The sequence below is a fragment of the Rufibacter sp. LB8 genome, from assembly GCF_014876185.1.
In the GTDB taxonomy this organism is placed as follows: Bacteria; Bacteroidota; Bacteroidia; order Cytophagales; family Hymenobacteraceae; genus Nibribacter.
In genome coordinates this window covers 1,526,903-1,540,496 of record NZ_JADALJ010000001.1, presented here as the reverse complement: position 1 = coordinate 1,540,496, position 13,594 = coordinate 1,526,903, and the positions used below count along the sequence as shown (strand labels likewise).

Here is a 13,594-nt window from a genome sequence, read left to right as displayed (position 1 = left end):
CTAGAAACAGTATTAATTTAAGAAGGCGCGCTTGGTTCTTTATTTTTTTAAAAGACAGAAACGCGCTGAATTGATTTAACAGGCATGCAATGGATAGATTGAACTGCATATTGTTAATTGACGATGACCAGTCTGCCAATTTCATAAGCCAGACGGTGATCAAGAAACTGGATTGCGCAGAACAGGTATTGGTGGCCCAGAATGGCAGGCAGGCGCTTGACCTGATTCAGGAACACTGCCTGACGTTCACGCCCCAGAACTGCCCTCAACTTATTCTCTTAGATATTAAAATGCCCGTGATGGATGGCTTTGAATTTTTGAGGGAATTTGAAGACATTACCTGGCCTACACGCCAAAAACCCATTGTGGTGTTACTGACCACCTCTGCCAGTCCCACAGATATACTGCAGGCCCAATCTTATAAACTAGGAGGCTTCCTGAACAAACCCCTCAACAAAGAAAAGCTGAATACTTTAATGGAAACGCATTTTCTGCAACAGCCCGGCGAGTTGAATTATGAAAGTGCAGTGTAAATATAATTAGCTCAAATTGATAATATCCAGGACTTTCTCGCGGGTGAGTGGTTTTTTTAAATAAGCGGTTACCTGATACTGCTCTGCCTGTTCCTGGTATTTTCTGTTGCCGTAATAACTTAGAATCACCACTTTGGGATCTGGGTGTGGCGCGCAAGACAACGTTTTCAACTTTTCCAGAAACGCGAAGCCATCAGTCTCAGGCATTCTAATATCCAGCAACACCAGATCAGGGAATTGAGCGGTGCCTATGCGGTTCTGCACCAGCGAAAGCGCGTCAGAGACATTGGTGGCCACGGTTACCTTATCGCCCAAACCCATGGAAGTCAGAAGGTCCTGGATTAGGAAAAGGCTGGAGGCGTCGTCATCAATCACTAAGATGTCTCCCAAATCTTTTTGAAACGTAGGTAACTTTGGGGCTGATAACATAAAAAGGATTATTGGGGGTGAAAACAAAAGTACTTATTTACCTAGACTTATTCCCTATAAAGCATGGTATTAGTGCTGTTCTATCTTGGCTTATAACTAAAAAATCAGTGCTCTTGTAAGTTGAAAACCGGGGAAAAAGATAGAACCAATTTCCTGAATTTCTGTTAATCATTGTTGGCAAGACCTTGCGGTTGCAACACCTTCCAAACTTATCGCTAAAACCTTAGTCCAAAGTAAATAGTAATAGCTCTATACATAAATACTAACATAATGGCCACCAGGCCAACCACCGTCAAAGAAGGAATGCAGATGGAAGAGAACACATTTTCAAAAGGAGCCGCGTTGGTAGAAAAAGTGGCGGAGAGCTTTGGGCAGGCGTATTTTGTATACAACGTGGAAGAAGGCAGGTTCCTCTACCTTAACAAAGCGTTTGTGGATTTATTTGGGCCTGAGGCCGAGGACTTTTTAGTAACCCCTACCTTGGTGCTGCCCTTTGTGCATGAAGAAGACAAGGCCTTTGCCTATGACCAATATGCCAAACTGCTGGACCAGAAAGTGCTGAAAGGAACAGAACTTCGGCTGCAAATGCCCAGCGGGTCCACCAAATGGATTTGCCTTAGCACGCAGGTGCTGGAGGAAAAAGGGCGCTACATAGCCGGCTTCGCTGAAGATGTCACTAAAGACAAAGAATACCTTAAAAATATTCTCATGTTCAACTCCAAAAAGAACTCCACCCTGGAGATTCTCTCGCATGACCTGGCGGCGCCTTTCACCAACATTGAGGGCATGGTGGAGATGCTGGAGCAGGAACTGCAAAGCAAAGACGGGGTAGCCTCTGACCTCATCCAGTACATCAAAGAGAATGCGCAGAAAGGCTCAGACATCATCAGAGATTTCATTGACAATGAGTTTCTGGAGTCTGCGCAGGTGGTGCTGCACAAAGAGCGCGTGAACCTGAGCCAACGCATTGGCATTATGGTGGAGAATTATGTAAAGTTGGGGCGGCCTTTGATTGCCAAGAACTTCAGCATGGACCTACCCCAAGAGCCATTGTATGTGTACATAGACGTCATGAAGTTCATGCAGGTGCTCAATAACTTAGTTTCCAACGCCATTAAGTTCACCCCAGACCATGGAAATATTACTGTGAGTGCCCAAGACCAAGGCAACAAGGTGTTGATCGAAGTGCAGGACAACGGCATTGGCATTCCAGACGCCCTGAAACCAGCCCTGTTTGATAAGTTTACCAAGGCCAGGCGCGAAGGCCTGAAAGGGGAGAAGAGCGTGGGCCTGGGTATGTCTATCATCAAGACCATAGTGGAACTGCACAAAGGCCAGGTATGGGTAGAAAGCCAGGAAGGCCAGGGCACCACGGTGTTTGTGGAGATACCAAAGGACTAGCGCGCCAGGCTTTGCTCACGTAAAATAATTGGAAAGGGGCGGGGATTACAAGAACTTGGAAATCACAAAGTTGGTGCCTTTCAGTTTGGTCACGCCGTCTTCTTCAATCAACTCAAACCCTACCACTTTCTCCAGCACCGGTGGGTGGGCCGTTTCCTCATATTGTTCGTGGTTGAAGTGTAAAACGGTCAAGGTGGCAGGCTTGTTTCTGGCGGCTCTGGCTTTTTCCTTTTCCTGCTTTATTCTCAGTTTTTCGGCCTGTTTGGCTTGCAGCAGTTTCTGGTCACGCTCATGGGCCAGGTAAAAAAGCAGGTAAAGATAGTTTTGCGCATCGGCCAGCAGAATTTGGACCCCAGCCTGGTTTAGCTGGTAAAGCCGGGCGTCTTTCTCTTCAGTCTCCAGGAACGCATTTTGGGCAAGGGCATTCTCCAACAAAATAGAAGTGTAATTTCTAGGGTTGCCACGGTCATTGCCCAGCGCGCGGCTGAACCTGACTTTGCCATCTTGGTGCTTGATTTGGGCATTAAAATGCTTTACCCGCAAGGGGACATTGATAGAAACAGTCATGACGGTAGAAAGTAAAAGTATGGAATAGGTTTAGGCTAGGTGGTATAGAATATATAGTAAAAAATAAGAGAAGCGCAAAAGGCTTCAATAAAAAGGAAAACAGGGAGCAGTAAAGGTTGGTGACTTTAGCTTCCGTTAAAATAACTGGCCAAAATGTATGGTTTCCCTGCGTAGGTAAGGCTTAATTCACCTGCCAAGATAAAGAAAGAAAGCAACCCAAAATTCTATATAGTAAAAGAAAATTGCCAAAGCTTTTTGGTTGTGTAGAGGCGTGGCCTAGGAATAGCAGCGGAGGTGGACCAAGTGGCTTTAAAGTAACTGCGTGAGGACGTGCTTATTCTACTTAACAGAGGAGCCCAAAAAAAAGTCTGCCTTCTGTTTTAGGGCTCATTTCTGAAAATGAGCCCTAAAACGGAAGGCAGGAAAAACGGGTGGGCGAATTTTATCTGGAGGCCAAGCCAGACAGCATGCTTTGGTGGAAATCGGCTAGGAGCGTTTCTATGAAAGTGACGGCCTGGGTTTTGAGGTCGTGCAGGTGCTCTGCGGGAAGGTTGTCTTTGTCTTCGTCTTCCCCTTTGAGCAGGAGCCGCTCCGCTGGGTAATATTTGCGCTTCTTTCCCAGAATGTCAAAGTCCACAAGTTCATATTTATAGGTGGTTTCTTTGAGCAGGGCGCTCTCCACCAAGTGAATGTTCATGGTGAAGTACAAAGGGAATTTCTGCTCCTTGCCCAACTTGTCTTTGTACTTCAGGACGGTGTACACGGTGCCGGTGTACATGTTCTTGTCTGGCACATACACAAAGTTCTTGGACTTGCCCTGCAGGTTGGTCTTGAGCCATTCTTTCACCTTCGGTTTAAGGTCATACTCAATTTTGGCTGTGTCGCGCTTAGCGCCTTTGTAGACAATGTCGCCTTTCTTGCCATCTACCGGAAACTCCTGGGCTTGCGCCGAAAGACCGATGACCAGAAAACCCAGAACCAAAAGAATACTTTTCATACGCGGGGCATCGTTAGAACCTGGCAAGGCTGCCAGCAACGGTGCTTACGTTTTCAGGACCCAAAAGTTTATGGCCCGCCAGCTGCCGGTTAGGTCCATCAGCACATGGTGTCTTGAAAATAATTTCTTAAGTATTTAGCGGTTAAGTAGCTAGCTAAGCAAGATTACCTTGTTGTTTCGGTAAATGTCAATGCCCACGCGGGTGAGGTGCTTTATGCTGATGCGTACTTCATAATGAACTACTTCGCCATTTTCCTCGCGTTCAAACTGGTGGTTATGGCCCAGCAGCGACTTCTTTTCAGACACCACCTCGCCGTTGTATTTAATGGTTTCCTGGCCGGTGAAGGAATTGTCAACTTCTATTTTCACAGTATCTGTGAGGTTGAGGGTTAAGACGTTCATAGATTTGGAAAAGATGTTGGCTTGAAAGCCATGTAAAAACAGGAGTTACAGTTGATAAAGGCAATTTATACCGTCAGGCGGTGAAAAATATTATTTTTGGGTAAAATATTTTCACATAGTACACAACCTTAAACCCCCAGTTTGGAGTAAACCCCTAACTTTATAGCATTCTTACATAGCATGATCTTTTTGAAATCCGTATTATTAATAGATGATGACCCCACCGCCCTGTATGTGGCGCGCAATGTGCTGAAAAGGCAGAATATCACAGAACAGATAATGACCGCCCAGAACGGTTTTGAGGCCATCAGCAAGTTGCAGGCCGCCTGTTCTGACCCTTTCTACAAAGAAGCCACCCCCAGCCTAATCATTGTGGACGTGAAAATGCCAGTCATGGACGGGTTCCAGTTTGTGGAAGCCATGCAGGGGTTGCCCTTGAACCCCAAGCCGCTGGTGGCCATGCTCACGTCTTCACAGAACGAATATGACATCAAGCGCGCCGATATGCTGGGCGTGGACGGTTACCTGGGAAAACCGCTCACCGATGAAAAACTCACTGAGTTCCTGGACGCCTGCCGTGAAAGATGCCTGCACGATTAAACCGTTGTGGTAAAGTTCATGTAGGAGATGAAATTCATCTCTAAGTTTATAAGTTGACAGGAATAAAAATGGCAATCCCTCAGGAGTTTTAAATTTCTGAGGGATTGCCATTTTTAGTTTTTAATGAACTCATTTGTTGTCATAACTGAGCGCGGTATTAATTAGATGCTCAGCATGGGCATAAATATCATCCAGGGTTTGAATTTCATGTCTCATTTCTTTTTTAGCATCGTCTAGAAGAGAGATTATCTTTTTATTTCCTTCCAGATAAAGCCGGCAAATAGGCTTTCTATTATTGTCATCCAGAAGAATGCCGAAATAGCTTTGCGTATCTCTGTGCGTGACGCGGTTGGCATCAATCTTTGTTCTAAGAATAGAGCGAACGATGTAGAAAGCTTCTTTTTCTAATTCTATGGTCACCACTTTGCTGGCCGCCTCTACATTGACAGGTTGTACCGTTGTGTCTTCTACAACTCTCGCTTGTATGGAAGAACGGTCTTCTTCAGAGGCTAATGCATTCTTAAGCCTGTCGCTGATCATGTCACTGATAAGCTGATTAAGGGCCCGCTTAACTAAGCTATTAAAAGGCTCCAACACCTTAGCTGTCATTTGCCCAGATATAATTTGCCTTGCGAAATGTTTTACAAAGGCCTCTGAAGGATTAGCCAGTTCCTCCAACATGATTTTTTTAATCTCCTTCGCGTACTTTAATTCTGTGGCTGAACTGAGAATATTCTCCACACTAAAAGTGGTCTTGTGGTATTTCTTAAGTTCAAATATTGTCTGTTCTTGTAAGTCAGTAATATTGAATTCCCAAAATGGTTTATCATCCATTTTATTGGGCTCCACTAAGTCAGTATAGAACCTGTAAATAATGCCGTTGGTGAGTATCCCAAATTTAGACGTGGTGACGTGGAAATACCGGTGCAGCTGGGAATTGTGAACGTCTAATTTCTCTTTCCAATGTTTGCATTCTATAATTATGGTGGGCTTACCCTCCATAAAAATGCAGTAATCAACCTTTTCTCCTTTCTTAATGCCTAAATCTGCAATAAATTCTGGCACTACTTCCATTGGGTTGAATATGTCATAACCTAAGGCAGAAATAAACGGCATTACAAACGCCATTTTGGTTGCTTCCTCTGTTTGAATACTTTCCTGCATACGAGACACTTTGTCTCCTAACGCTTTGATAACGTCTTGAAAATCCATGATAAATAAAAGAGTAGAGTTGTGGAATAGTTATCTAAATGATTGAATAATATTAAATGCTATTGGTAGAATTACAGTCCCAATATATAGATTTAGAAATGAATCCACAGCATTCTGAATTTAGATTAAATTTCAGATAAGCCTACTTAGGAATGATGGACTAGAATACTTGTATGTGAAAACATTGAGTAAATGGATCCCAAATACTTCTAGTTGACAGGAATTCATAAAAAAAGCCCCTTAGAATCCATCTAAGGGGCTTTACTGTGGCCGCGCCAGGAATCGAACCTGGATCGAGAGCTTCGGAAACTCCAATACTATCCGTTGTACTACGCGGCCTGGTATTGCGAGTGCAAATGTAGGAAACCGCGGGGTGGTATAAAAGCGGGAAGCGCTGTTTTTTGCCCCGTTTCCAGAAATGAGCCCCAAAACGGGAATTGCCGACTGCCTTGTCTAACATTTCCGCTTAAATTCAGTTTACGTAAGTAGCAACCAAACACATTGAACGCTATGAAAAGATTGTATACCGCCCAAGTAACCGCCACCGGCGGCCGCAACGGTCAAGTGAAATCATCTGACGGTATCATTGACATGCCCGTACGCCTGCCTGAGGGCCTGGGCGGCAAAGGCGACGCCACCAACCCAGAGCAGCTGTTTGCGGCAGGCTACGCGGCCTGTTTTCAGAGTGCGCTGCAACTGATGGCCGGCAAGCAGAAAATCAGGCTAGACGAAAATTCAACCGTGACCGCCCACGTAAGCCTTGACCAGTTTGAAGACGGACGCTTCGGCCTGGCCGTGCAGCTAGACGTAAAAGTGGACGGCGTGGAAAAAGCAAAAGCCGAAGAACTGGTAGCCCAAGCCCATGAAGTTTGCCCATATTCTGTGGGAACCCGCGGCAACATCGACGTGAAGCTGAACGTGCTGGAATAGAGTCCAGAGTCAAGAGTCTAAGTTGGGGAAAGATTGAAAAGCACTGCTCTCTTTCTTCCGTTTTCGGGCTCTGGATTTCAAATGACGCCAAAAACAAAAAGCCTTCCTGAATTTTTCAGGAAGGCTTTTTTATGGATTGCAGTTTGACTTACGCCACGTCTGCCAATACTTCAGATACTTTCTGCGCGGCGTCTTTCAGCAGCACGGCAGAGAATACTTTCAGGCCAGACTCGTCAATGATTCTAGCGCCTTCCTCAGCGTTGGTGCCTTGCAGACGAACAATGATGGGAACGTTAATAGTACCAATGTTTTTGTAAGCCTCAACTACACCATTCGCAACGCGGTCGCAGCGCACAATACCCCCGAAGATGTTGATCAAAATGGCTTTCACGTTAGGGTCTTGCAAGATCAACCGGAAACCGGCCTCTACGGTCTGCGCGTTGGCTCCACCTCCTACGTCCAGGAAGTTAGCAGGCTCACCACCAGAAAGCTTGATGATGTCCATAGTCGCCATGGCCAAACCGGCACCGTTCACCATACAGCCTACGTTTCCGTCAAGCTTTACATAGTTCAGGTTGCTTTTGCTTGCCTCAACTTCCAAAGGATCTTCTTCCAAGATGTCGCGAAGGTCAGCCAGGTCTTTGTGGCGGAACAGGGCGTTGTCGTCCAGGTCTACTTTACCGTCTACGGCCAGAATCTTGTTGTCTGAAGTCTTCAACACGGGGTTGATCTCAAACATAGAAGCGTCAGTGTCCAGATACGCCTTGTAAAGGTTGGTCAGGAACTTGGTGAATTCTTTGAACGCTTCGCCCTGCAGGCCAAACGCAAAGGCAATTTTGTTAGCCTGGAACGGACGAAGGCCAACGGCTGGGTCAATCCACTCCTTGAAGATTTTCTCCGGCGTGTGCTCGGCTACTTCTTCAATGTCCATGCCGCCTTCGGTAGACGCCATGATCACATTCTGGCCTTTTGCTCTATCTAACAAGATAGACACGTAATATTCTTTCGGCTCAGAGTCACCAGGGTAATACACGTCCTGGGCCACCAATACCTTATTTACTTTCTTTCCTTCGGGGCCGGTTTGGTGCGTTATGAGTTGCATGCCCAAGATCTGGCCGGCAATTTCTTTCACCTGCTCCAGGTTTTTGGCCAGTTTCACCCCGCCGCCTTTGCCGCGGCCGCCCGCATGAATCTGGGCTTTGATTACGTGCCAGCCAGTGCCGGTTTCCTCGGTTAAACGCTTTGCCGCCGCTACCGCCTCTTCAGGGGTTTCGGCCACAATGCCTTCCTGAATTCTAACGCCGTAGCGTTTCAGAATGTCTTTCGCCTGGTACTCGTGTATATTCATGAGGTTAGGTTGATGTTTTTTGGTGCACGAAAGTAAAGCTTTCAAGGCTCTTTTCAAAACAAAGGCCACGATGTGGCTAGTCCTGAGTCCTGAGGGGTGAGTCCTGAGTCTTTCATACGGAATACAGCAGCAGAGTTGCGTGCGTAAACAGAGTGCGTTTTTGGCTCCATTTCCAGAATGGAGCCCGAAAACGCACAACGTACGCCAACTCAGAACTCAAGACTCAATTCTTATCTTTGCCGCATGCCTTTCTCGTATCTTCCTTTTCCTGAGGTCAAAAACCAGCCCGCGGTGGTGGTAGACAGTTTTCACCCCAACGGACTCGTCCTTTCCCATTGGCGCGAGGCACCCACGCCAATGCCCCTCAGAGAAGATACCAGCGCGGGCATGGTCTTGCAGGCGCTTAAACAGAACTGGCCAGACTTGCCGAATTACCAACACGTAACCGCCAACCATTTTGACATTGACGCGCTGGTAGGCGTCTGGGCCCTGCTTCATCCAGAACTGGCTTTGCAGCACGAAGAAACGCTACGGCAGGTAGCCGTCATCGGGGATTTCAGGGAGTTGGATTTGAGCAATCCGGTGGTAGATAAAGCTTTAAAGCTGGTTTGTTGGCTAAACGCCGAAGAGAAGGCCCGCTTTTATCCACCCTTCGGGGCCGAGGAGTTGGAGGAAAATGAAGTAGTAGCCTCTATTCCCAAATTTCACTATTTCCTGGAAGCCTTTACCCAGGTGTTGGAAAACCCCGAGGCGCAGCAACACGTCTGGAGGCCAGACTATGACCAAGTTTTGGCAGGCTACCGTCAAATCCACAGCCCTGATTCCCACTTCACAAAAAGGGAAGATTTAGGCGTGATCATTATAGAAACGCCAGAGCCGGTGCATTATTACGCGCTCTTCGGGCCAACTGCTGGCTATGACATTGTCATCTCTTGCTATGACCAAAACCGATACGAGGTAGAATGCAAGTACACCACCTGGGTGGATCTCCACAGCCGCCCCACGCTCCCCAGACCTGACCTTAGTCCTTTGGCCCAAATATTAACTCAACTGGAGATGGAGGGCCAGAAATGGTCCGCCGACGGAGTGACAGATACCGGGCCTTTATTGCGGTTACAGAAAGAAAAATTGACCAAGGCCCAACGCTACGGCAACCCCATGGAGAGAATAATTTACCCGTCTTCTATTTCCAAAGATGTTTTCGTGCAGACGTGTCTGGCCTATTTTGAGAAGGTTTTTGCCGGAATATCACCCAAAAAATACTGGACGTGGGCTGAGGTAAAAGCCTTTTCAAAAAGCTAACTCAGTTTCCGTTTTCGCCCTCATTTCCAGAAACAAGCCCAAAAACGGAATCCATTTTTTGACTCTTGACCCAGGATTCTTCTCAGGACTTATAGAATGTCGCCATCACCTGGGCCGCCGGAAGTCCTTGTGGCGTAAAATCTCTTCGGGCGCGGCCGTTCTCGCGAACCTGCGGGTACCATTTCCAGATGAAGGTACCTTTGAACCACGGTTTCTGCCAGAAGGTCTGGTACATGGCTTCGTAGAGTCTGGCTTGCGTTTCCGGGTCTTCGGGCTCAGGGGCTTGTCCACGACTGGGCCAGGTCCAGGGCTGGGCGGCGGCCAATGGAATGTTGCGGTAGCCCACTTCGGTGAAAACCAGCGGTTTGTTGAATTTCTGCTGCACTTTCTCCAGCGCCTTTACGTGCGGTTCCCAGGCTTCCAGTAATTCGGGTAGGGCAGGGGACGGATTCTTGCTCAGCGGGAAATAACCCTGCACGCCAATGAAATCCAGGGCATCCCAGAACTCAATGTCTTTGTACTCGCGGTCCCAGTTGGCGGCGTAGGTGAGTTGCCCTTTGTAAATCTGCCGGGTTTCTTTGATGAGTTTTCGCCATTCCTCGGGTTTTTCTTTCACGGTGGCGTGGAGCTCGGTGCCAATGCAGAGCGCCTCTATCTGCAGAGAATCGGCTAGCCGGGCGTAGTGCAACAGCATGGTGCGGTAATTCTGGAACCAGGTCTGCCAGTCTTGCTCTGAAGTCATTTTAATGGTGCCCACCCATTCGCCGTTTTGGTTGTTGCGGAGCCAGATGTGCGGTTTTAGCAAGGTTTTGATGCCCAAAGATTTGGCCAGTTGCGTGGTCTGAATCAGGCCTTCGTCGCGCTCGCCCCAATAGCCGCGCTTGCTGCTGAAGGTCAGTTCTGGCGTGTTGTGGTTTTTCTGCCACCCAAACGGCGTCTGCGCAATCCATTCCACGCCGTGGTCATTGAGTGTCTGCAACTGCGCCAATGTCACAGTGTCTGCGACCACCCAGTTCACGCCGCGCATGGTGGCCATAGCGGGCAGAGTTGGTTTCTGGTTGGGTTGGCAGGCGGTGAGTTGGGTCAGGAGGCAGAAGTTGAGGCACCAGAGCAGTAGGTTCATACAGGCAAGGTAAAGAATTTCCCGTTTTTGGCTACGTTTCCAGAAATGAGCCCGAAAACCCGCCGCCGCTGGTTTGCGTTGAGAAGCCCAGGCTTAATTACGCCATAAGGTTGCAAATGCCGCCTGTTCCCCGTTGTTTTGTAGCACATGATTCCAGAGAAACCAGTATTGTTGGAGGCCCGCGGGCTGCATAAATCGTACGGCGTGCTGCCGGTCTTAAAAGGCATTGACCTGGTCATTGGCGAAGCCGAAGTGGTGTCTATTGTCGGCGCCTCGGGCGCGGGTAAGAGCACGCTGCTGCACCTGCTGGGCACCTTAGACACCCCAGACGCCGGCGATGTGTTTCTTTCCGGGCACCGAATCTCCGGCATGAGCAACAAGGAAGTGGCGCAGTTCAGGAACCGTAACATTGGCTTCATCTTCCAGTTCCACAACCTGCTGCCCGAGTTTAGCGCGCTGGAGAACGTCTGCCTCCCTGGTTTCTTGGCCAATCGGCCCGAGAAAGAAGTAGAGACCCGCGCCACCGAGCTGCTGGAAATGCTTAGCCTGGGCCACCGGCTGCATCACAAACCCTCAGAAATGTCTGGAGGCGAACAACAGCGCACCGCCGTCGCCCGCGCCTTGATCAATTCCCCCAAACTGATCTTCGCCGATGAACCCTCCGGCAACCTGGACTCCAAGAACGCCGATGAGCTCCACCAAATCTTCTTCAAACTCCGCGAAGACCTTGGCCAGACCTTTGTTTTAGTCACCCATAACCCCGTCCTCGCCGACATGGCCGATAGAAAACTCACTATGAAAGACGGGTTTTTGCTGAAGCCAGGTGAGGCGGAATAGCGTCAGTCCCACCCTACGGGAATGTTTGTATTGACCACCCCCAACCCCTCCTAAAACAGGAGGGGAGTTTTCTGTTTTTGGCTTCATTTACAGAAATGAGCCTGAAAACGGCAAAATTCACAAGGACCCCGAGCTAAAGCACGGGTCTATTGATTTCAGCAAAAGTCAGCAAAGTGCTATTCTTCCTCCCGCCCTGAAGGGCGAGGAAGTTTATGGAGCGTTTCCAACAGCACATTCAGCAACCGATCAACCTTGCGCAGGGTCGCCGGAAGGCGATGTGCCCGGAGCATGGGAGGGAACAGTATTGGCCTTTCAACCAGCAAAAGCCTAAACTTACAATGAAACAGATAGCATTTTCCAGGTGCAAAGAATGAACACCCGCCTGTCTGAGCGGCAGCGAGTTCGGGGGTTCTTGATTCTTTTGGTTAGGTTGAGCATCAAGGAGAAAAGTGACAAACCTGGGAGGCGAAGTAAGAAAGAAGAGATTAAGTAAGTAGGTTGTGGATGGTAGTTGTTAACTTGAAAAGCAGTCTTAGTCGTTGGAGAAAATACCAACAACGGCGAATTAGGTAAGATAAATGGTGGGTGGTAGTTGCTTAGTAATGGAATGCCTCTTCGTTAGATCCTTCGGCTGCGCTCAGGATGACCGCGGGGAAAAGCAGGCTTGATATTAAAGCCTTGGCATAATAAACCACAGTAGTCACTTCGAAGTTTCAATTAAACTCTATTTAATTAACTCTCTATAGATCAATGAATTGCAATTTGCTAAAAATAAATTAGCATTTGTGCGTAACTACTTGACTATCAATGACATTAAATGCAATAAAAATCTATAAAATTGGCACTATTCTAAACACCCGTCTGTTATGAATCTGAACTGAAAACTAAGAGAAATGCAGACGAAAGTGAATCAAGCTGAGACCAGCGAAAAAGGATTAAAGAAGCATAAAATAGAGAGCTTTGATATCTCCCGTTCTGACGAAACCATGCACCTGGCCGTTGATTTGGCCAAGTTCATCAAAGAGAATAGACTGTATCAGAACATACAAGGCAAAGAATATGTGAACGTGGAAGGCTGGCAGTACGCTGGCTCGCGGTTAGGTATTCTGCCCATAGTGGAAGAGCTTACCAACATGAGCGATTCTACGGAGATTAAATATTTGGCCAAAGTAAACTTGCTGAACCTACGCACAGACCAGGTGGCTGGTGCCGGATTTGCCATCTGCTCCAACAAAGAGCAGGGCCGTAAATATTACCAGGAATACGCCATCGCGTCTATGGCCCAAACCAGAGCCATTGGGAAAGCTTACCGGAACGCATTGGCCTGGATCATTAGGGCAGCGGGCTACGAGCCAACCCCCGCCGAGGAAATGGATTACCAAGGCAACGTGACGGAGCAGAAAACTGAGTCGCAAACCAGAACTTCGGCTCCGGCCAAAACCATGAAAGCGGTTCCTGCGGAGGCTGTGACTGAAACAGCTCCGGTGGCTACTGCACCAGTGGTGGAAGAAGAAGCCACCGTGAAATATGCCACGGCCAAGCAGAAAGAGGAAATCATCAGGTTACTGAACAACCCGGTGATCACGCGCCAGGAGAAGACGAAAATGCTGCTCAACATCAATAAATTAGATGAAGAGCGCGCGAAGCAGTCTATCCAGAAACTGAAGAAAGTGATTGAAGATCGCGAGCAGGAGCAATCCGCAGCCGCCTAAGGATTCATTAAAAAGAGTAAGTTCACAGAAAACCCGGCCCATGGTCGGGTTTTCTGTTTTCGGGCTCCTTTCCGGAAATGAAGCCGAAAACGGAACCTAAGACTAAATAGTCAAACCTAAATGTCTTGTTGTTTTCAGGCTGATCAAATTCTTTAATTCTGTTGAAAATGCCCTGATGGTAAAGTGATAACGGCTCTACGG

The 13,594-nt window shown here is 47.8% G+C and carries 14 protein-coding genes and 1 tRNA gene; 7 read left to right on the top strand and 8 right to left on the bottom strand.

The features are described 5' to 3' along the window. Positions 1-89: 89 nt before the first annotated feature. Positions 90-533 carry a response regulator gene (locus IMY23_RS06655; protein ID WP_192821333.1) on the top strand — a complete coding sequence of 148 codons (444 nt, stop codon included), beginning with the start codon at positions 90-92 and terminating at the stop codon, positions 531-533. A 6-nt stretch (positions 534-539) separates the two neighbouring features. On the opposite strand, the gene IMY23_RS06650 is transcribed toward IMY23_RS06655, so the two are convergent. Continuing rightward, a complete protein-coding gene (locus tag IMY23_RS06650; protein WP_192821332.1) occupies positions 540-923 on the bottom strand; it encodes a response regulator in 384 nt (127 codons plus the stop codon). Between the two features lie 309 nt (positions 924-1,232). Here IMY23_RS06650 and IMY23_RS06645 point away from each other — a divergent pair, with 309 nt between their 5' ends. Beyond that, positions 1,233-2,363 (top strand): PAS domain-containing sensor histidine kinase, encoded by a 1,131-nt coding sequence (locus IMY23_RS06645; RefSeq protein ID WP_192821331.1) that lies wholly within the window; start codon positions 1,233-1,235, stop codon positions 2,361-2,363. Between the two features lie 45 nt (positions 2,364-2,408). Here the strand turns inward: IMY23_RS06645 and IMY23_RS06640 are convergent, their stop codons facing one another. The 3 genes from IMY23_RS06640 to IMY23_RS06630 all read right to left on the bottom strand — a co-directional run bounded on the left by IMY23_RS06640 (position 2,409) and on the right by IMY23_RS06630 (position 4,329). Next, positions 2,409-2,930 carry a hypothetical protein gene (locus tag IMY23_RS06640; protein WP_192821330.1) on the bottom strand — a complete coding sequence of 174 codons (522 nt, stop codon included), beginning with the start codon at positions 2,928-2,930 and terminating at the stop codon, positions 2,409-2,411. 442 nt (positions 2,931-3,372) lie between these two features. After that, positions 3,373-3,927 carry a hypothetical protein gene (locus tag IMY23_RS06635; RefSeq protein WP_192821329.1) on the bottom strand — a complete coding sequence of 185 codons (555 nt, stop codon included), beginning with the start codon at positions 3,925-3,927 and terminating at the stop codon, positions 3,373-3,375. Positions 3,928-4,077: 150 nt separating this feature from the next. After that, positions 4,078-4,329 carry a hypothetical protein gene (locus tag IMY23_RS06630; RefSeq protein ID WP_192821328.1) on the bottom strand — a complete coding sequence of 84 codons (252 nt, stop codon included), beginning with the start codon at positions 4,327-4,329 and terminating at the stop codon, positions 4,078-4,080. Between the two features lie 189 nt (positions 4,330-4,518). Here IMY23_RS06630 and IMY23_RS06625 point away from each other — a divergent pair, with 189 nt between their 5' ends. Further along, positions 4,519-4,929: a response regulator gene (locus IMY23_RS06625; RefSeq protein ID WP_225986431.1), complete on the top strand. Its 411-nt coding sequence runs from the start codon at positions 4,519-4,521 to the stop codon at positions 4,927-4,929. 129 nt (positions 4,930-5,058) lie between these two features. Here IMY23_RS06625 and IMY23_RS06620 read toward each other — a convergent pair whose 3' ends face one another. Together IMY23_RS06620 and IMY23_RS06615 are read right to left on the bottom strand one after the other, a co-directional pair. After that, positions 5,059-6,141, bottom strand: a complete 1,083-nt coding sequence (locus IMY23_RS06620) for a type I restriction endonuclease (protein WP_192821326.1) — start codon at positions 6,139-6,141, stop codon at positions 5,059-5,061. 267 nt (positions 6,142-6,408) lie between these two features. Then, positions 6,409-6,480, bottom strand: a tRNA-Arg gene (locus IMY23_RS06615). A gap of 171 nt (positions 6,481-6,651) precedes the next feature. Here IMY23_RS06615 and IMY23_RS06610 point away from each other — a divergent pair. Beyond that, complete coding sequence (locus IMY23_RS06610; protein ID WP_192821325.1) at positions 6,652-7,071, top strand: organic hydroperoxide resistance protein; 420 nt, start codon at positions 6,652-6,654, stop codon at positions 7,069-7,071. Between the two features lie 148 nt (positions 7,072-7,219). Here IMY23_RS06610 and sucC read toward each other — a convergent pair whose 3' ends face one another. Continuing rightward, on the bottom strand, positions 7,220-8,419 hold the full coding sequence (sucC, locus tag IMY23_RS06605) for an ADP-forming succinate--CoA ligase subunit beta (protein WP_192821324.1): 1,200 nt from the start codon (positions 8,417-8,419) through the stop codon (positions 7,220-7,222). 243 nt (positions 8,420-8,662) lie between these two features. Here sucC and IMY23_RS06600 point away from each other — a divergent pair, with 243 nt between their 5' ends. Continuing rightward, entirely contained in the window at positions 8,663-9,721 is a 1,059-nt protein-coding gene (locus tag IMY23_RS06600; RefSeq protein WP_192821323.1) for a DUF6687 family protein, read from the top strand. Positions 9,722-9,803: 82 nt separating this feature from the next. Here IMY23_RS06600 and IMY23_RS06595 read toward each other — a convergent pair whose 3' ends face one another. Then, positions 9,804-10,844, bottom strand: coding sequence for a hypothetical protein (locus IMY23_RS06595; RefSeq protein ID WP_192821322.1), 1,041 nt, complete (start codon positions 10,842-10,844; stop codon positions 9,804-9,806). A gap of 147 nt (positions 10,845-10,991) precedes the next feature. Between IMY23_RS06595 and IMY23_RS06590 the strand changes: the two genes are divergently transcribed. Together IMY23_RS06590 and IMY23_RS06585 are read left to right on the top strand one after the other, a co-directional pair. Continuing rightward, positions 10,992-11,681 carry an ABC transporter ATP-binding protein gene (locus IMY23_RS06590; RefSeq protein ID WP_192821321.1) on the top strand — a complete coding sequence of 230 codons (690 nt, stop codon included), beginning with the start codon at positions 10,992-10,994 and terminating at the stop codon, positions 11,679-11,681. Positions 11,682-12,574: 893 nt separating this feature from the next. After that, positions 12,575-13,393: a hypothetical protein gene (locus IMY23_RS06585; protein ID WP_192821320.1), complete on the top strand. Its 819-nt coding sequence runs from the start codon at positions 12,575-12,577 to the stop codon at positions 13,391-13,393. The last annotated feature ends 201 nt before the right edge of the window (positions 13,394-13,594 follow it).